Below are 18,334 nucleotides of genomic sequence, written 5' to 3'. Positions count from 1 at the left end.
GCTTTATTCTGCTTTAATTTTTCCAACTAGCTCTTTTGCCCAATCATTTTCTGCAAAGACTTCATCATATACAGGTTGAGACGCCTCTACCATTTCTTGGGTAAATCTTTCGTCAGGCGTAGTAAATTTGATTCCATTATCCTGGAGGAATTTTTTATCATCTTCATAGCTTTGTTCCAGTAATTCAAACTCATATGCTGCTGCTTCTTTTGCTGCTGTTTCAATAATCTTTTGTTGTTCCTTAGTCAAACCGTTAAAGAATTTGCTATTAATAATGTAAATATTAGGGCTAAACATATGCTTTGATTCTAGTACATCACTTTGTACTTCATTCCATCCTGAGGATCTAAGAGTAGCAATAGGGTTTTCTTGAGCATCTACTACCTTTTGTTCAAGAGCAGTAAATACTTCAGAAATAGGCAGTGGACTAACGTTTGTTCCGAGCGATTCACCTAGTTTTATGTAGTTTGGAATGTTGGGCATTCTAAGTCGAAGACCATCAAAGTCATCCATACTTTCTATCGTACGATTGCTCGAAAACATTCTAAATCCATTTGCACTCCATGCTAGTGGTGTTACTCCATGTTTTGGATTTAGGTCAGCTGTCAATTCTTCACCGATCGGGCCATTCAGTACCGATTTTACATGTTCGAAATCTCTAAATAGGAATGGCCATTCAGGAACCCCCATTTTAGGAATGTCAGCCTGCATTATTAGACCTGGGATACCCATTTCGATTGTTCCGTTTCTGACACCATCATAAAATTCTTTTTCCGCTCCTAATGTACTGTTAGCATAAATTTGGACCTCTAATTCTCCATTGCTTTCCTTTTCAACCTGTGTTTTGAATTTTTCTTTTAATGCAATATTTTGAGGATGATCTTCAGCAAAATAATGTGCAACTTTAATGGTTTTCTTTTCAATCCCACCGCTAGTCTTTTCTCCCTCACTTCCACATCCTGAAAGAAGTAATACCCCAGCAAGAGTTACGCTTGTGGCAAATCCATAAAACTTTCTTTTTTTCATTTAAAACACCCCCTATAGTTTTTGTAAGCGTTATCATTATAGACTGATATTAAGAACTTCCCCTTACTATTTCTTGTTAGTTTCACAGAATCTTGTTTTATAATATAAAACTCCGTTTTGTTTTAACCGGAGCAAGGAAGATTGTTTATCAATAAATATCTGTTTACCCATTATTTATACAATTTTTAGACCTAAGTTTTTCTTCAGTATTAAAATATAGATTAAATGTGTTCTATAATGTAAAACTCAGTTTTCAAAATTAGAACTTACGTTGATTATAAGCTTCTGTTTTTATCCTTGTCAAACCATTTTTTGAATTTTTTAACAACTTAACAAAATACAATAGATACTCTTCTTTCCAGTCTATATTTAAACATCTCCTCCCGATGTCCTCAAGGAAACAAAGCATAATTCTGTTGCCCTATCTGTCATTTTCGGTTCGGTGGAGGAAGTTATTTCAACTGAGCCCAAGCACAAAGATTTTTACTCACAAGTGGAATAACAACATTCTGGAAATTTCACTAAATTAATTAAACAATAAATATTTAAACCATTTGAAGAATGAATAGAAGTTTCATTTTTTCTATATTAGGATATTTTTAAGATTTCTTAAGACATTGATTAGTCGACATTAAAGTCGCTCTTTCCTACTCTCTTTAACAGAAACCTTCTTGATGTTATTTTTGTTGTCCATAGCATCAATCAATTCTCTAGCAGAATCACATGTTTCTAAAAAGATAAAGTTTTGGTACCTTCAGAATGTAGGCTGGGGAACATCCAGAACACATGTTTCGACAATCGTTTAAACCTCTTTCGACCTAAACGTCTTGGAGAGGTAATGGGTTACTATAGGGTATGTCTGGTAATTATTCTCGCATTCGGACCTCCCCCCGAGTTAATTTTGGCGGAGATTGACATTATGATAATTTTTCATAATATATAGAGCTATCGGGGATTATCGGCATCCTCCTAGCCTTATCGATTCTATAAAAAAGTATTCCTATACCTGTTAGCAAGTTACGATTTATCAATCCATTCTTTTATTTTTCATTATGGTGACATTCGGAGGTACTTAACTTCACCTTCCTTCGCACTATTCCAATGAATCTGACATGGACGGAGTTTTCTTGAACTTTTTATATTTTACGATAGCTCTCATGCTTAATCGCCGGATTTTTGATGGAGCCATTTTAATAGTTAATCTTGCCTTCTGAATTCAGGGTTCCGGTTACTTAACGCATGATACGTTCCGTTTTTAAGCACTAATATCGAAAAGTCAGTTTCTCTTTTAGGTATGCAATAATGCTCAGCAACTTGATGAAGTTTCCGCCACTTTCGATATGGCCTTAATCTTAGGCCTATAAAGCAAATCAAAAAGCATCAGTAACCCCTTTTATTCAAAGAGATTACTGATGCTTTTTTTACTTGCGGGAGATTCTTCTTTAAATAAATCTTGATACTTGAGCAAGCTATCCTTCCAATTGTTTCTGCACATGATTCTTCCATTTTTCAATTTCGATTTGCTCTTGCATAAAAAGTGAGTCCTTAAGGGTGTATAAAGTTGTTTGGAACCTTTTTGAGATATCCTCCTGAAATTGTACTTTATCAAACTCTTTATCCATTGCCCCCCATTTTCCCTCCATTTCATTCATGAAATCTTCCATTCTTTTAATGATATCCGTAACCAATTAACGCACCCCTACATGTTTATATAGTAAAAATTTATAATTCCCTTGCAAACTTTTTTCCCGTAACTTTGTTATCATTAATTAAAATTACTTCAATAACTGAGGAATAATTCAAATAAATTAAGAAAGCTACATATCCTCAATGAATGGACATGTAGCTTTAGATCACTATTATTTTTGAAATTGTAATTTATGCAGATTAGCAAAGATACCACCTTGCTTAAGTAAGTCTTCATGGCGGCCCTCTTCAGCAATTCCTTCTTCTGTAACAACAATAATTTTGTCGGCGTTTCGAATCGTTGCTAATCGGTGGGCGATAATGAGTGTAGTTCTATTTTCAGCAAGTTCGGTAAGTGCCTGCTGGATGATTCTTTCGGTTTCAGTATCAAGCGCAGATGTTGCCTCATCGAGAATTAATATCGGTGGATTTTTTAAGAACATCCTGGCGATTGCAATTCTTTGTTTCTGTCCTCCCGATAACTTTAAACCTCGCTCACCTATTTGAGTTTCATATCCTTCTGGTAATCCTTCAATGAAAGCCTCTAGATGGGCTTTTCTTGCTGCTTCTTGAATTTGTTCATGCGTTGCATTAAGCAATCCGTATGAGATATTCTCTTTTAATGTTCCTGTAAAAAGAAACACATCTTGCTGGACTATGCCTATTTGTGACCGTAGTGATTTTTTTGTCATCTCTCGAATATCAATTCCATCAATAGAAATTGAACCGGAAATAACATCATAGAATCTAGGGATTAACGAACAGATAGTCGTTTTTCCAGCTCCGGATGGACCTACAAAAGCAATGGTTTCACCAGCTTTGATATTCAAATCAATGCCTTTTAAAACAGTTTTTTTGTCTTCATAATTAAAAGTGACATCATTAAAAGAAATATCACCTAAAAGAGCATTAACGGCAAATGCATTCTTTTTATCCTCGACATCTGGCTCTATATCCAGAAGTTCAGTAAAACGCTTAAATCCAGCCATCCCTTTCGGATATAGTTCCATCAACGCACTGATTTTATCGATTGGCTTAAATAAAACGTTCACATATAAGACAAACGCGACTAGTTCCCCATATGAGAGCTGTCCATGAAAAGTAAGCCAAGCACCCATTACTAACACTGCGAGTGTCATAAACCTTGTCATCATGTAAATGCCTGATAAGCTGAAGGACATTACCTTATATCCAAGTAACTTCGCCTTACGGAATCTGCGATTATTCGTCGAAAATCGTTCCATTTCATATGTTTCATTAGTAAAAGACTGAACGACCCTAACACCTGAGACGCTGTCTTCCACACGTGCATTAACATCTGCAACTTCTTTGTACATTTGCTTCCATGCTTTATTCATCTTTAAATTACTTATAACAATTAGCAAAACAAGGAATGGCAATATACAAACGGATATGAGCGCCAACTTCACATTGATCGTCAACATAATCCAAAAAGCTCCAATAAAGGTCATAATAGCAATGAATAAATCTTCGGGACCATGGTGTGCTAGTTCTCCGATATCAAACAAATCATTCGTGATTCGGCTCATGATATGGCCAGTTTTTGTGTTATCGAAAAATCTAAAAGACTGTTTTTGAACATGTTCAAATAGCTCTTCGCGCATATCAGTTTCGATATTAATCCCCAGTTTATGCCCCCAGTAACCTACGATAAACTGCAAGAATGTACTAATTATATAGAGAAGTAATAAGCCCGCACTCACAGAAACAATTGCCGACCAATCGTCACCCGGCAACAGTGTATCTATAAACCATTGAACAGCTAGCGGAAAAGCAAGTTCAAGCACAGCAACAACCACTGCACTGAAGAAATCAATAATGAATAACCGCTTATGTGGCAGGTAATATGAAGCAAAACGTCGAATCATCAAATTATTCTCCTTTTAAACATATATAAAGGAGTATAATTCCATATTCATTAATATTCAAGTATTTCGGATTACGAAGCTAAAATTATGGTAAAATTATCTATATTAAACAGCCACTAACCCGGCTCATAAACCTATTAATTTTAAGGAGTGAATCCAGTGTAATTTAAAAAATCCATTCTAATACCATATAACATTATTCATTCAAAAGGATGGTAATCATGAAGAACAAATCGTTTCGCCACCTTTGGATTGGTCAGGCGTTTGCTAATCTTGGAGATATATTTTATGTAGTCGGGTTGATTTCACTTATATATGCCTTAACAGGATCGGCTCTTTATTTGAGCTTGCTTCCGTTCACAACAACGATTTTTCGGTTTATCAGCAGTTTACTTGCACCTCTCATTATTGACAGATTTACTTTAAAACGAATCCTTGTACTATCTCAATTGTGGAAAACTATCTTACTCATTATACTAGGAATCTATATAACTAATTTTAATCAAGCTTTTGCTGTGGTAGCTCTAATCTTTATCGCCATGATTTCATTATTAGATGGAGTAGCTGCCCCGGTAAGTGCAGCTTTGACTCCTCAATTAGTTCCAAAAGAAGAATTGATAAGGGCAAATGGTTTTTTGAATGTAATCACCCAGACAATCTTTGTCTCAGGGTGGCCACTTGGTTCTGTTTTATTTATATCCACCAGCAGTAGCTTTATTATTTGGATGACAGTTATACTTTATGCCGTTTCAACAATCTGTACCATAAAAATTGAAATCACTGAACAAACAGCAGAAACCATTCTTTCATCAAGTCGGGATTCGATTAAATCCGGATGGGTGGCGATCCGAAAAAAACCAACTATCCGTACACTCATCTCCCTTGATTTTATAACAACTTTAGCATCTAGCGTCTGGATCGCTGCTATTATATATGTATATGTCGAACAGAACTTAAAACTAGGAGAGCAATGGTGGGGGTATATTAACACAAGCTACTTTATCGGCATGATTGTTAGTGGATTGCTTGTCATCCGTTTTGCAAAGTTACTAGAAAGATATATCTGCTTTTTCATTGTTTTCGGACTATTTCTCAGTGCCCTACTGACAATGCTATTCGGTGCCAACACTAATCCAGCAATTGCTTTGCTGCTAGCATGTATGTACGGCCTCCCAGAACAAATTCGGGATGTATTTTACACCAAGCTTATCCAAGATCAAGCATCGGAAAAAACATTAGCGAAAATATATGCGGTTTGGGGAGCTGTTATCAATCTTACGTTTGCAAGTTCCGTTCTGCTTCTAGGCTATATAACGGAAACATACGGTGTCAATACAACTTTCCAATTCTCTTCAATTTTAATATTCATTGCCTTTCTTTATGCGATTTGGAAAAGGAAGGACTTTCAAGGGAAAGAAATATAAAATCATCACTGCAAGCCTTCTTGTCTGTGTAACGGTACCTCCATTTGTTTCTGTATTTGAAAGGAGCTTTCATTTCGGAGCTCCTTTCCCTTTTTAGTGACACCCAAGGCTGTGTTGAACATGATTGGCTGTCCTCATATTTTTCCTCGGTAGGAACTTGCTTAGACCCGTTAACAGCAAACCAACAGAACGATCCAAAATTGTACGATTGATCGATATTCTCATTTTAATGCTCATTACTTACACCAAAACATTCTATTTTATAATTATAATATTCTGTTCCATATACGCCCAATTCTGCGGAAATTCCAAACCAATCTGCCAATAAGTGGCACCTATCAGTTCATAGGCATCAATCACTTCATATTTTGCGCTTATCGAACGAATATCTTCAAACCAAACGACATGATCCAAGTTTTCTTTTCTATAAGAATAGGTAGGTGATGCCGCTGACGTGTCGAAAGAGATTTCCGAGCCAGTCGCAATGGCAAGATTTTGTGCATTTTGCGCTGATAATGCCTTCGTCTCATTGCTTGGTACAATCCAATCGTATCCATACATAGGAAATGCCGACTGCAATTTATACGCAGGGATATTCGTTAAAGCGTAACGAAGAACCTCGACCATCCACCAAAGTGGAGAAATTGGTTCGGGTGGGCCAGTTGGATACCCAAAATCAATTGTCATTACGGCAACAAGGTCGGCTACCTCTCCAATTCCCCGATAATCATGACCGCCTACAATTCGATTGTCAGGATTATCTGATGTTTTTGCATGTACGTTAACATGAAGAATTAGTTCGTTCAACCCCTCTTTTAATTCTTTTAAAAAAAGCACATAATCAGACCGTCTTGCAGGAGGGATGAATTCGATGTCCATACTGACCCCCCCATAGCCTTTCTCCCTTACGATATTCAGCATACTATTAATCAAATTCCCTCTGTAAATCGAACTAGTGAGAACTTCACCCGCCAAGTCAGCATCAAAATCACCGTCTTGAAAATTCCGGATCATCAATAGTGGCGTCACCCCGGTCTGTTCGCATTTCGCGATAAGAGGGAGATCATCACCATCAACGAATGCATAGCCTTCCTTGGTAAAGGAATAAGCTACAATTGCTAAATAGGATAACTTATCACCATTCTCCTCAAGCGTTTTAAACACTACTCCACCTGAAGTTGGGAAGGCAAACCCAAGCGTGATCAATTGATTTTTATAAGGAGACGGAATCAAAATTTCCGTGTCGACCTTAAGTGAGCTTGCAACAAGCCCTGGATTTGCTTTCATGATGGCCGCTATACTTGTTCCAAAACGTCGGGCAATTTCAGAGAGCGTATCACCATTTTTTATAAGATACGTTCGATTCACCACTTTGTCATCCGGGATATACAACGCCAGACCCGGAACCAGTGCTGTTGATTCCAATCCGTTAACTTCGACTATCCTCGATGGGTCAACCTTATTCATTTTAGCAATTTCCCATAGGCTAGCACCTTTTTTCACAATAACGATCGTCATTCAAAACCCTCCCACTCCCTCGAAAAAGTGTATGTTATTCGGGTATTTATATAGAACGAATTATCAAATTTTCATCGTGTTGCATATTCTGAATATATTGACACTCAGAGTCCGCCATGTTATTAATCTATACTGATTGATCTGTAAATAAAACTTACAATATTCCAGTCTCCCCGCACTTTTATACATGACGCAAAAAAACAGTCATAGGAGGCTAATTTAAAGGAATTATCAAAATGTCAACAAAACCATTTCTATTGATCTGGCTGCAAACTACTTACGCTCTTTATGAAATGTACTTCGAAAAGCATATGAAGCAAAGAAAATTGGTTTACATAGATAGAACCTTGTCAAAATGAGAGAAGTGTACAAAGAGAAAAATATATTATCATCACTGTTTAAAATGAAAAGAGGCTGTCCAAAAGGACAACCTCTTACCTTTAATACTATTTGCTAAGTTTCCATCCCAGCTTTTCTTCTATACCTCAAAGTAAACTTTTAATATCGTAAAACTTTCCATTTTCCAACTCATCCACTTCGAGTAGCTCCAATAGTTTTTCCGCAACGAATTCTGGGCTTCTTAGAGTGCCTTTTTCTTTATAGTTATGAAATTTTTCCCTGTCGGAAAAGTCCTGTTCATTAGCTGAACGAATTGTTTCTTGCATCCCTGTGTCCATTACACCTGGTGAAAAAGATATGAGAGTCATAGGGAAAGGCGCCTTATCCTGTTCCAATCCTGCAACACGGGTGAACATTTCAAGTCCCGCCTTTGTACTACAGTAGGCAGCCCAGCCATGATAGGGATTTTTCGCTGCTCCTGAAGAAATGTTGACCATAACCTTCTTTCGGTCCCAATGCTTTGTTCGTTTAACGAATGCATCTGCTAATACTACTGGTGCCATAAAATTTACTCGCATGCTGGTTTCCAAACTTTCCTGTCCCAGATTTCCTACCGGCTTGATTGGTTCAATTACACCAGCATTATTAACAAAGTAAATCTCGCTTTTTTCATCGACCTCTTCAAGAATCTTATTGACTAACGAAGTAAGCTGCTCAATTTCAATTAAATCAACGGAAATAAAAGTAAGTTTTGTTCCGGATTGAGCAGCTATTTCCACCATTTCAGGATGAGCTGTACGGGATAATAAAATACAATGGTCACTTTTCTGCAAGCATTGCTTAGCAATAGCTGCACCTAATCCTCTCGAAGCTCCTGTGATTATAAAAGTCTTCACCACAATTCCTCCCTTTCATTGATTATTATTTATTGTACCAAAAGAAGCAGCCCGTATAGTGTTTGGCTGCTCCGAATAAAAATTATAAAATGGGTGATAACAGCCTTGCTATGGACTCTTTAAAACGAATCCACTTTGAACGTTTTTCAAACTCTTCAATTGTTAGTTGTCTACAAACTTCTACATCATTATAAAAATTTTTCGTCAGCGTTTCGGCCATTCCTTCATCATAAATAAAGGCATTGACTTCAAAATTCAATTTAAAACTCCGGACATCAATGTTAGCAGTACCGACCGAAGAGACCTCTTCGTCCACAACAATCATTTTCGCATGTATAAAACCGTTATCATAGATGTATACCTTAGCTCCCGCTCTTAATAACTGCCCTGCATTAAAGGTTGTTGCCCAATAAACGAAAAGATGATCAGGTTTATTTGGAATCATGATTTTCACATCCAGCCCTGACAAGCTGGCAATCCGGAGTGCATCCAATAAACTAGCATCCGGTATAAAGTAAGGTGTTTGAATCAGAATCGATTTCTTTGCTGAAGAAATTAATTTAATATAGCCATTTTTTATTTGTTCCCATTCAGAATCAGGACCACTTGTCACAATTTGCAAATCAATATTACCCTGAGGCTTCAAATTAGGAAAATAATGTGGCTGATAAATAATATCATGATTTTTTGAAGCCTGATTCCAATCAAGAATAAAACGAGTTTGAATGGCTTTGACCGCCGATCCCTTTATTCTAAGGTGTGTATCACGCCAATAACCGAACTTTGGATTAAGCCCCAAATATTCATCTCCGACATTAAAGCCCCCAACATACCCTACTTTTCCATCTATGATGACGAGCTTTCGATGATTACGGAAATTCAAACGTAAATTAATAAATTTTAACTTGGATGGAAAAAATGCTTCCACTCTGCCGCCTGCCTGCCTAAAGTCCTTGAAAAAACTTTTTGTCATTCCCCTTGACCCTAATTCATCATAAAGCAGGCGGACTTTGACACCTTCATTTGCTTTTTTCGTCAAAGCCTCAATGAACCGTTTTCCGAGACCGTCTCTTTGAATAATATAATATTGTATATGTATATGGTTTTCTGCCTCTTCGATATCTTTAAAAAGCTGTTCAAACTTCTTTCTTCCATCCGAAAAAATATCGACATGATTATCTTCCGTCAGAACTGCATCATTATTTCGAAGGTGCATATAAATCAAATCACGGTAATTGCTCGAAGAGGTATTTCGAAAAGGAAAGTGATCCGTAGAAAGCTCTTCCATCTGTTTATCAAGGATTTCTTCAATCCCAATTTTTTTCTTATCCTCCCATTGGAATAAGTGAGCGTGCCTCAAACTTGTTCCAAAAAGAAGATATAAAATAAAACCGACTACAGGTAAAAAATATAACACCAATAACCAAGCCCAGGTCGTGCTGGCTTCTCTTCTTTCAAAAAATATAACAATCGTTGCAAATAGAATATTAAGAATAATAACGAGGCCTAACAAAACCGATGTAACATGCGTAAATTCCATAGCATACCCTCACTCAATTTTTATCCCTTTAAGGATAACATGCAAATTCTTTATATCAAAGGATTTGCCTATTAGAAAAAAGAAAACAAAAATTCGCAAAAATAGGCCCCTTCCTGTAGGGGCCTATCTCTATTTAAGTATTTTCGAACCAACCCTTAAAACATCCATAACTGCCAGGGTGACTTTTAATCTTCTTATACAAACTTTCATTGCAATATACAGGATACATTGTATTTAACTCATTTATTTTATCGGCTTTTCACTAATAAATTAACTGCCTCTTTAACAAGTTCTTCAGGGTTCTTTTCACCTGTCTCATTAGCTTCCCGGACACATTCTACAAGATTGGAGCTCACAATTACACCAATTGTACGGTCGATTGCAGATCGAGTGGCAGATAACTGTGTTACGACATCTCTACAGTCTTTATTTTCTTCCATCATTTTCAAAATCCCACGAAGCTGTCCTTCAATTCGTTTAACTCTATTTTTCATTTGCTTTTCATATTCCATGTGTGAGGTTGACCTCCTATCCCTTGTAACTTATTATTCTTATCAGGCATATCATCCACGTTTAGTCCCATATGGAATGAATGTAAAAAAATAATCTTATCGCCTTACAATTCATAATACATACCTCTCAGGTATACTTGTCAAGTATTTATCTCAAATAACCCTTATTCGATAGGTAAATACTCTATTTTTGTACAAGGAGATTTTGTGCAATAGCCTCTGAAAATTCCACAGTCATTTGGGGAACGTAGGATTTTAACAACGCATTTACAATCGGCGCTTTAGCTCCTTTAGCCATTATCGCAAGACAACCAGTCATCTTAGTCTGTCCTTTCCCGATCTGTTCAGCAAAAAAGTAACCATATCCATCAAATTTTTCATTTAATCCCCGAAGGTTAAATGTTACCTTATTAGGTTCGTTCCATTCTAATATATCAACTTCAAGTTTAATTTTCTTTTTCATTAATCCCAAATCGCTTTTAAACTCCCATACGAGTGTCTCATCATTTATTATCTCATGACTAATATATCCTGGGACCAGAGGCGCCCATAGATCAATGACACTGACAAACCCCCATACATTTTCAATTGAAACGGGTAAGATGATACTATGTAATCCTTCTGACAACTGAGTTCCCCCTTAATCATTTTACTTACATCTTTTTAATGTATTCATTGCAGCTTTTAGGTTAGACCTGATATTAGAAAAGAGTCCGAAACAAATTTCTCAATATCGCTTGCAATTTTGACCATTTAAAAAGAAGGACTGTAATGACAGATGATACGTCAAAAGATGAGCCTAAAATGAAAATGTTGATTTAACAGGGTTACTTGTTATTACAAAAGATATAAACGCACTTGCATTCAGCATCCCATTAGGTCCTGTCGGCATTAGGCATTAAGGGTCTACTTGCCCCACTAAGGGACAAACAAAAAATACATGTAACTACATGAATAAAGTCTTTATCTTAAAAAATAACAGTAAGAACAATGGCGACATCTAATAAAGATGTCGCCATTTGTTGTATCCAAATGTGATTTTTAAGGACGCTCAAGATCAAATAACTCGCCTAGTTTAGTATACGTATGACCGGCTAACCGGGCTACTGGTTTGAGTCCATTCTGGTCAATTCGACCATTGTGATAGATGTCTTGCTTGATATGGTAGCACACTACTTTCCCTATCAACAAATCACAACCTGGTTTATCTGATGAACCTGCTAATGGTATAGCCCGTTCAAGTTTGCATTCAAGGCGTACCTTCGCTTCTCGTAACCCAGGAACCGCAACCTTATCACTAGCCGTCGTCGTGAAATTAGTTAGCCTTAATTCACTTTCCTCAGCTGGGAGTTCTGCTGCAGTTTGATTTGCATCTACAACATTGTCTTCATCAGTGATGTGAACAACAAATTCACCGGTTTCAATCGCATTTCGTGCAGTATCTTTTGACACTCCTTTTTTCCTTTGAACGGATACTGAAATCATTGGAGGATTAGAACTGACTATATTAAAAAAACTAAACGGCGCTATATTGAATACTCCAGTTTCAGATTGTGTGGTAACAAGGGCTACGGGTCTTGGAATAATACTTCCAGTCAAAAATTTATAATTTTCCCGTTCACTTAGACCTTCAGGATTTACTGAAATCATCTTCTCTCCCTCTTTCAATCTTTAAATAAATGTTTTTGAAACCATGAACTAGCTGCTTCGACCTCTGATCGTGTTAACTGATGTCCGTGATTTTCCCAGTGAATGTCGACTGTCGCACCTGCTTGCTGTAAGAGTTGCAAAAGTTCACCCGTTTCTTGAGCCGGGCAAATCGGATCGTTTTTCCCAGCGGCAATAAAGATAGGTACATCGGAAAGTGACGGCAAAGTCATCCCTCGTCTAGGCACCATTGGATGGTGAAGAATTGCCCCTTTTAATGCCCCTTCAAAATGAAACATCAAACTTGCAGCGATATTAGCACCATTAGAATAACCTAATGCTACCACATTCTCACGGTCAAAATCGTACTTTTCGGCTGCTATATCCAAGAAGTCATTAAGCTCTTTTGTACGAAAAATCAAATCCTCTTCATCAAAAATACCCTCAGCCAACCTTCGAAAAAAACGTGGCATACCGTTTTCAAGAACATTTCCGCGCACACTCAATACGGATGAACCTGGTGAAACCATTTCTACTAATGGTAAAAGGTCTGTTTCCGTTCCCCCTGTACCATGCAAAAGCAAAAGTAACGGAGCTCCTGGATTACTTCCTTTTTCAAAAATATGTTTCATTAACATTATATATCCTCCTTAAGAACCCTTGGTACAGCCGGAAGTAACGTTTTTTCCATAATTTCTCGCTTTTCTTCCAACCATTGTGGCAGCATTAATTTACTTCCCATTGTTTCCTTCGATTCATCGTGAGCAAATCCGGGTGGATCTGTGGCAACTTCAAAAAGAATGCCGCCTTCTTCACGGAAATAAATGGCATCGAAATATTGACGGTCCGTAAAAGGTGTCACTCCATAGCCAAAGCTTCCGATATGCTCTCTCCAATCCTTATGATCATCAAAATCATTCGCACGCCATGCGAGATGATGTACTGTCCCTACTCCTATTTTCCCAATTGGCATAATAGTTTTTTTGATATCAATCAAATTCCCGATGTCTGAATTGGATTTGAAGCGAATAAAGTCCCCTTCTTCTGCAATTCTCTTCAATCCCATCACTTCTTCTAATAATTTCATCGTTTTGTCCGGTTTTGCCGTCAATAATATCGCGCCACCGAACCCTTTGACCGCCTTATCAGCAGGCACACCGCCAAATGACCACTCGCTATTTTTACCCTCTTTACGAGCGACAAGTTCAAGGTGCAAACCATGAGGATCGTTAAATTCGAGATATTCCTCTCCGAAACGGGTGGCTTTCTCGAATTCAATATTAAATTTGGATAAACGTAGTTCCCAGAATTCAATAGATCCTTCTGGAACGACATATGTCGTAATCCCTACTTGTCCGGAACCAATTCTTCCTTGGTATGCATCAGGCCACGGAAAGAAAGTGATGATGGAGCCAGGTGAACCTGATTCATCTCCGAAATATAAATGATAGGTACCTGGATCATCAAAATTCACAGTTTTTTTCACCATTCGCATTCCCAATACCCCTGCATAGAAATCCACATTCTCTTGCGGATTACCTACTATGGCGGTTATATGATGAATTCCTTTTGTCTGCTTTCGCATGGTGTCAACCACCTTTCAATTCAATTAAAATGTAGATTTTGTATTTAGTGGTTTTAAATTCGCCTCTATATCCGCTCTTTTTGATTCTAAAAAGGGTGGCAAGGCCAAAGACTCTCCTAGGTATTGCTCTTCTTCATCCGTTGCAAAACCAGGTCCGTCTGTTGCTAGTTCAAACAATATACCATTTGGTTCCCTAAAATAGAGGGAACGAAAGTAAAAACGGTCAATAAACCCAGAGTTTATTAAACTTGATTCATTTAATTTTGCTATCCATTTTCTCAGTTCTTCTTCGTTATCGACACGAAAGGCAACATGGTGTACGCCTCCCCTTCCTAGTCGTTCACGCGGCAAGTCATTCCGCTCTTCAATATGAATTTCTGCACCAGTTCCACCTTTGCCTGTCTCATAAACGATAATCTTGCTTTGACCCCTTATAGATGATGAATAAGCGCCTGATTTCCTGAACCCCAACACCTCAGTAAGTACTCTTTCAGTCGGTTCAATATTAGGAACTGTAAGCTTAACTGGTCCTAATCCAAGGATAGAAAATTCCTTCGGTACCGGGCTCTTATCCCATGGCACTCCTCCGTGAACGCCTTTATTATCCTGATCGGAAACCAGTAGTAGTCTCTGCCCTTCTGGATCTTTAAATGCAAGTACCTGTCGTTGAAAACGAGTCGTTACTTCGCCGTGCTCAACATTATATTCTACAAACCGTTTTTTCCAAAAATCCAGCGCTTTATTATCTTTCACTCTTAGAGCAATTTCTGAAATACTATTGTTCCCCTCATGTGTACGGGCAGCTTGAGGTATTTCAAAAAACGTTAGTTCTGTCCCCGGAGAACCTGCCTCGTCTCCGTAAAATAAGTGATACACACGAATATCATCCTGATTCACCGTTTTTTTGATTAATCGAAACCCTAACGTTTTCGTGTAGAAATCAAAATTCCCACCCGCTCTAGCCGTAATCGCCGAAACGTGATGCAATCCTTTTAATTCCATCTGCACCACTCCTTTCTATATATATCTCCCCTTTAGAGAGATAAATTAACCTGTGATTAATATCTCGACTTCGAGGTATCAGCATAAAGAACAATACTTTTAATCCAAATATCTTGATTTAAAGATAAACTAGAGTGATATTTTTGTCAACCATTCTTGCCTTTCACTTATAGAAAATACTATGAAAAAAATACGACCATTTATTTCTACTTATTATAAAAAAAATTTCAGACAATCAGTAGAGAAAATGGATATGGTAAGTTTTTATTTGTTGATTATCAGGCTTTTATTAAAGGTCTTCAAGAGCCATTTAAATTGTATGCTGAAAACTTCCCGATTTGGTCCAACTAATCGTCAGGTATTTTTCAGTTTGTCGTTTGGACAGCCTTAGAAATTAAAGGGTTCAGAGCGACCTTCAGCACTATAATCCCTAAATTGGTGTCGAAATGAGCAAGACATTGAACATTCATCAGAATTGGAAGCTGACTGCACCGATGCCATTTGGAAAACCCACTGCCTATCCAGGTGATAAAACCTTCTCCCCACTTGAAGATCGAGTAAAAATATAACTCATAAAGTAGTAGGGCTGGCTCAACTTCCGAGCCAGCCCTACTATTTTCAACCGATATAATCTGGAATTGTTCCAAAAAATCTTGTGAATACTACAGGTGCAAACCCTAAATAACCTATAATTGGCATAATTTTAAAATTTTCATATTCATTTACCACGTACATCATACATCTCCCTTCAAAAACTGTTAATTATTTATTGGAGAGGATCGCTTCGGAAGCCATTCCTTAAGGTAAAGTGGGAGTCCACTCACATACTCCTTGGAAGCATGTCCACTTGGTAGGAGAATGTACGTCTTATCCTTACAAGTCAAATGCTTCATAACCGGATTAATCATTTCCTGCGGTACCAGACGGTCATTTTCATTTGCTGATACTAATACACTAGCGTCAATATTGGATAGCCTAGCTTTTTTTCCTCTGATTCTTAAACTCCCCTTAACCAAACGATTGTTTATCACAAGATCTTGACCTATCTGTTTTGCAGTCGCTCCAGCTAAAGGCACGTGTCCATTTGTCCACGCATTGAATCGACGCCAATGTTGAACATATTCTTCATCATCAGCTTGATTTAATAAAGACAGATAGGGTGATATATAGATAGGTGATGTGATCAAGCGGATTCCATATTTAACCTCACTAGCTGGGATCGTTTTAAAAATGTCAATCGTCTCGTCAAAATCTGCGGTACCATCTTTTATTGCAGCTTGCCATTGATCAAAAGATTGGGAGGCACTAAAATCTATAGGTGTAACGGAGAGAATTAAATTCTTAACAGGCTCGTCTGCAATAGCCGCATACATAGCAGCTATTGTACCTCCAAGACAAAAACCCATCACAGTTATCTCTGACGCTCCGGAGTGTCGCAATGCGCGCTGGACTCCTTTTTGAATGTAATCGACGATATAATCATCAATCGAGATGTCCCCATCTTCATAGCCTGGACTTCCAAAATCAAGCAAATACACTTCAAACCCTTCATTTACAAAAGCTTCTATTAAACTATTACCTGGAGCTAAATCGAGAATTAACGGGGTATTGATGAGTGAATAAATTAGAAAAACCGGCACGTTATATTTTTTTTTTACCGCCGGATAATACCAAAGTGTAGATTTATTTTTTTCCACACCGAAATTTTTGGTGTTAATCCCATTTCCGGCATAGGCTGATTGGGAATATCCGAAAAATGTTTCCATTTAGAAATCGATTCAGGTTGATTTTTTGGCACTTTTCGTTTAGACATTTCTATTCCCCTGTCCAACAAACTTTAAATCTTGTAATTGGTTTATTAAATCTAAAATCCTTTTTCTATTCTCTTCCTTTTTGTTAGATTCCCCTCTTGAGTTCATTTTTTTACTAACTTCCTTTTTATTAGATTCCTCTCTTGATTTCATTTTTTTACTACCTAATGAATAAACGACCCCTAAATCACTCAAAGAAGGTTGACTTCTAAGAAACCCATCCCTTTGTGGAATTACAGTGGAAAGTAGCTCTTCTAATTTGTCAATTTTTTCTTCGAGCTGGAGGACTAATTTCGCAATATTGGCTACATCTTTTTTTGTGGGATAATTCATGATAATGGACCTTCTTTCTGAGGCCTCCTGCATCTTTATTATCTCTGGAACCTGCATTTGTGAACTTCTACTAACTGATTCTATTAACTCCCTATTATTTATTAACTCCTGAATTTTACTATTCAACTGTTGCTCTTTTTGTTTGCCAAACACTTTTAGCTCTTTATATAAATCTGATTTTTCTGCCATATATATCGTTCCTCTCTTCTCGGATTATGCTAATGCTGCTATACCTCCGTCAACGATTAAAACATGTCCAACCAAATAATCGGACGCTTTCGAGGCTAAAAAAACGGCGGCTCCTTTTAAATCCTCTTCATTACCAAACCGGCCAGCCGGAGTTTGACCTACGATGTCAAAGTTGGATTCTTCAAGGATTTTTTTTGTGATTTTAGTCGGGAAAAAGCCTGGTGCTATCGCGTTGACTTGAATCCCGTGTCTAGCAAGTTTAACCCCTAGATCCTTAGTCATTGTTATCACAGCGCCCTTACTTGTGTTATAAGCAATGGTATCCAATACTTCAGGTATCGAACCGCCAAGACCCGACACAGATGCAATATTAATGATTTTACCGGCCTTTTGCTGTAACATGACCTTTGCTACAGCTTGCGAAAACAAGAACGTACCCGTAACATTTACCTTCAACACTTTCTCCCATTTATCCTCAGGAACATCCAATAGCGGGCCTGACCAAGATGTACCGCTATTATTGACAAGAATATCAATGGCACCGAATTGAGAAACAGTTTCTTTTACAATATGTTCGATGTCACTCTTATTGGTAATATCACATTCAAAGGCGATCGCTTTAATTCCTAATGATTGTAGGTGATCACAAACCTCTTTACATACAGAAAGATTGCGTGAGGCAATAACAATATTAGCTCCTGCCTCTGCCAGCGCCAAAGCTATCTGTTTGCCTAGCCCTCTACCGCCTCCGGTAATAATAGCCGTTTTATTCGTTAAATCGAACATATTACTTAATGTTGTCAACTTATCAACCCTCCCGTAATGAAATATCTATCTTTTTATAAAGCGATTTATATTATTATAGAAAAGCCTATCCATTATGGTGCTTAAAATAGCCTAATGCCTCTGCCTTTTTGTTTCACTAGCTTTATTAATT

General features: G+C 37.5%; 17 protein-coding genes. 2 read left to right on the top strand and 15 right to left on the bottom strand.

What is annotated here, in order from left to right; all coding sequences use genetic code 11:
• Window positions 1-3: 3 nt before the first annotated feature.
• The 3 genes from JFU50_RS21965 to JFU50_RS21955 all read right to left on the bottom strand — a co-directional run bounded on the left by JFU50_RS21965 (window position 4) and on the right by JFU50_RS21955 (window position 4,601).
• Window positions 4-1,026, bottom strand: coding sequence for a TRAP transporter substrate-binding protein (locus tag JFU50_RS21965; protein ID WP_201185273.1), 1,023 nt, complete (start codon window positions 1,024-1,026; stop codon window positions 4-6).
• A 1,469-nt stretch (window positions 1,027-2,495) separates the two neighbouring features.
• A complete protein-coding gene (locus JFU50_RS21960; RefSeq protein WP_201185275.1) occupies window positions 2,496-2,714 on the bottom strand; it encodes a hypothetical protein in 219 nt (72 codons plus the stop codon).
• 171 nt (window positions 2,715-2,885) lie between these two features.
• Window positions 2,886-4,601: an ABC transporter ATP-binding protein gene (locus JFU50_RS21955; RefSeq protein ID WP_053346454.1), complete on the bottom strand. Its 1,716-nt coding sequence runs from the start codon at window positions 4,599-4,601 to the stop codon at window positions 2,886-2,888.
• Window positions 4,602-4,822: 221 nt separating this feature from the next.
• Here JFU50_RS21955 and JFU50_RS21950 point away from each other — a divergent pair, with 221 nt between their 5' ends.
• On the top strand, window positions 4,823-6,025 hold the full coding sequence (locus JFU50_RS21950; RefSeq protein WP_201224111.1) for an MFS transporter: 1,203 nt from the start codon (window positions 4,823-4,825) through the stop codon (window positions 6,023-6,025).
• 255 nt (window positions 6,026-6,280) lie between these two features.
• Here JFU50_RS21950 and JFU50_RS21945 read toward each other — a convergent pair whose 3' ends face one another.
• The 9 genes from JFU50_RS21945 to JFU50_RS21905 all read right to left on the bottom strand — a co-directional run bounded on the left by JFU50_RS21945 (window position 6,281) and on the right by JFU50_RS21905 (window position 15,064).
• Window positions 6,281-7,543, bottom strand: coding sequence for a glycosyl hydrolase family 18 protein (locus JFU50_RS21945; RefSeq protein WP_201224109.1), 1,263 nt, complete (start codon window positions 7,541-7,543; stop codon window positions 6,281-6,283).
• Between the two features lie 485 nt (window positions 7,544-8,028).
• Entirely contained in the window at window positions 8,029-8,778 is a 750-nt protein-coding gene (locus JFU50_RS21940) for a (S)-benzoin forming benzil reductase (protein ID WP_201224107.1), read from the bottom strand.
• Window positions 8,779-8,860: 82 nt separating this feature from the next.
• Window positions 8,861-10,318 (bottom strand): cardiolipin synthase, encoded by a 1,458-nt coding sequence (gene cls / locus JFU50_RS21935; RefSeq protein WP_056520642.1) that lies wholly within the window; start codon window positions 10,316-10,318, stop codon window positions 8,861-8,863.
• 248 nt (window positions 10,319-10,566) lie between these two features.
• Entirely contained in the window at window positions 10,567-10,830 is a 264-nt protein-coding gene (locus JFU50_RS21930; RefSeq protein ID WP_053346459.1) for a metal-sensitive transcriptional regulator, read from the bottom strand.
• A gap of 184 nt (window positions 10,831-11,014) precedes the next feature.
• A complete protein-coding gene (locus JFU50_RS21925; protein WP_053346460.1) occupies window positions 11,015-11,458 on the bottom strand; it encodes a CoxG family protein in 444 nt (147 codons plus the stop codon).
• Window positions 11,459-11,871: 413 nt separating this feature from the next.
• The gene (locus JFU50_RS21920; RefSeq protein WP_053348102.1) at window positions 11,872-12,480 is read right to left on the bottom strand and encodes a flavin reductase family protein; all 609 of its coding nucleotides are present in this window, start codon (window positions 12,478-12,480) and stop codon (window positions 11,872-11,874) included.
• Window positions 12,481-12,494: 14 nt separating this feature from the next.
• A complete protein-coding gene (locus JFU50_RS21915; RefSeq protein WP_201225151.1) occupies window positions 12,495-13,109 on the bottom strand; it encodes an alpha/beta hydrolase in 615 nt (204 codons plus the stop codon).
• A gap of 5 nt (window positions 13,110-13,114) precedes the next feature.
• Window positions 13,115-14,062, bottom strand: coding sequence for a ring-cleaving dioxygenase (locus JFU50_RS21910; RefSeq protein ID WP_201185281.1), 948 nt, complete (start codon window positions 14,060-14,062; stop codon window positions 13,115-13,117).
• Window positions 14,063-14,086: 24 nt separating this feature from the next.
• A complete protein-coding gene (locus JFU50_RS21905; protein WP_201224106.1) occupies window positions 14,087-15,064 on the bottom strand; it encodes a ring-cleaving dioxygenase in 978 nt (325 codons plus the stop codon).
• Window positions 15,065-15,510: 446 nt separating this feature from the next.
• Between JFU50_RS21905 and JFU50_RS32010 the strand changes: the two genes are divergently transcribed.
• The gene (locus JFU50_RS32010) at window positions 15,511-15,633 is read left to right on the top strand and encodes a hypothetical protein (RefSeq protein WP_274608152.1); all 123 of its coding nucleotides are present in this window, start codon (window positions 15,511-15,513) and stop codon (window positions 15,631-15,633) included.
• Window positions 15,634-15,822: 189 nt separating this feature from the next.
• Here the strand turns inward: JFU50_RS32010 and JFU50_RS21900 are convergent, their stop codons facing one another.
• From JFU50_RS21900 to JFU50_RS21890, 3 genes are read right to left on the bottom strand one after another with little or no spacing between them, the layout of a single operon-like run.
• Window positions 15,823-16,830, bottom strand: coding sequence for an alpha/beta fold hydrolase (locus JFU50_RS21900; protein WP_201224105.1), 1,008 nt, complete (start codon window positions 16,828-16,830; stop codon window positions 15,823-15,825).
• Between the two features lie 39 nt (window positions 16,831-16,869).
• Window positions 16,870-17,397 (bottom strand): hypothetical protein, encoded by a 528-nt coding sequence (locus JFU50_RS21895; RefSeq protein WP_201185285.1) that lies wholly within the window; start codon window positions 17,395-17,397, stop codon window positions 16,870-16,872.
• Between the two features lie 24 nt (window positions 17,398-17,421).
• On the bottom strand, window positions 17,422-18,183 hold the full coding sequence (locus JFU50_RS21890; protein ID WP_201225150.1) for an SDR family oxidoreductase: 762 nt from the start codon (window positions 18,181-18,183) through the stop codon (window positions 17,422-17,424).
• Window positions 18,184-18,334: the final 151 nt, after the last annotated feature.

The sequence above is a fragment of the Peribacillus sp. TH14 genome, from assembly GCF_016651145.1.
GTDB classification, from domain to species: Bacteria; Bacillota; Bacilli; order Bacillales; family DSM-1321; genus Peribacillus; species Peribacillus butanolivorans.
Note: the sequence above shows the minus strand (reverse complement) of the source record. Positions and strands in the feature narration are given on the sequence as shown.

Coding starts and splice junctions, on each gene's coding strand:
- JFU50_RS21965 (WP_201185273.1), bottom strand. CDS start 1,026: ATGAAAAAAAGAAAGTTTTATGGATTTGCCACAAGCGTAACTCTTGCT.
- JFU50_RS21955 (WP_053346454.1), bottom strand. CDS start 4,601: ATGATTCGACGTTTTGCTTCATATTACCTGCCACATAAGCGGTTATTC.
- JFU50_RS21950 (WP_201224111.1), top strand. CDS start 4,823: ATGAAGAACAAATCGTTTCGCCACCTTTGGATTGGTCAGGCGTTTGCT.
- cls (WP_056520642.1), bottom strand. CDS start 10,318: ATGGAATTTACGCATGTTACATCGGTTTTGTTAGGCCTCGTTATTATT.
- JFU50_RS21900 (WP_201224105.1), bottom strand. CDS start 16,830: ATGGAAACATTTTTCGGATATTCCCAATCAGCCTATGCCGGAAATGGG.
- JFU50_RS21905 (WP_201224106.1), bottom strand. CDS start 15,064: ATGGAATTAAAAGGATTGCATCACGTTTCGGCGATTACGGCTAGAGCG.
- JFU50_RS21890 (WP_201225150.1), bottom strand. CDS start 18,183: ATGTTCGATTTAACGAATAAAACGGCTATTATTACCGGAGGCGGTAGA.
- JFU50_RS21945 (WP_201224109.1), bottom strand. CDS start 7,543: ATGACGATCGTTATTGTGAAAAAAGGTGCTAGCCTATGGGAAATTGCT.
- JFU50_RS32010 (WP_274608152.1), top strand. CDS start 15,511: ATGAGCAAGACATTGAACATTCATCAGAATTGGAAGCTGACTGCACCG.
- JFU50_RS21930 (WP_053346459.1), bottom strand. CDS start 10,830: ATGGAATATGAAAAGCAAATGAAAAATAGAGTTAAACGAATTGAAGGA.
- JFU50_RS21915 (WP_201225151.1), bottom strand. CDS start 13,109: ATGAAACATATTTTTGAAAAAGGAAGTAATCCAGGAGCTCCGTTACTT.
- JFU50_RS21895 (WP_201185285.1), bottom strand. CDS start 17,397: ATGGCAGAAAAATCAGATTTATATAAAGAGCTAAAAGTGTTTGGCAAA.
- JFU50_RS21920 (WP_053348102.1), bottom strand. CDS start 12,480: ATGATTTCAGTAAATCCTGAAGGTCTAAGTGAACGGGAAAATTATAAA.
- JFU50_RS21910 (WP_201185281.1), bottom strand. CDS start 14,062: ATGCGAAAGCAGACAAAAGGAATTCATCATATAACCGCCATAGTAGGT.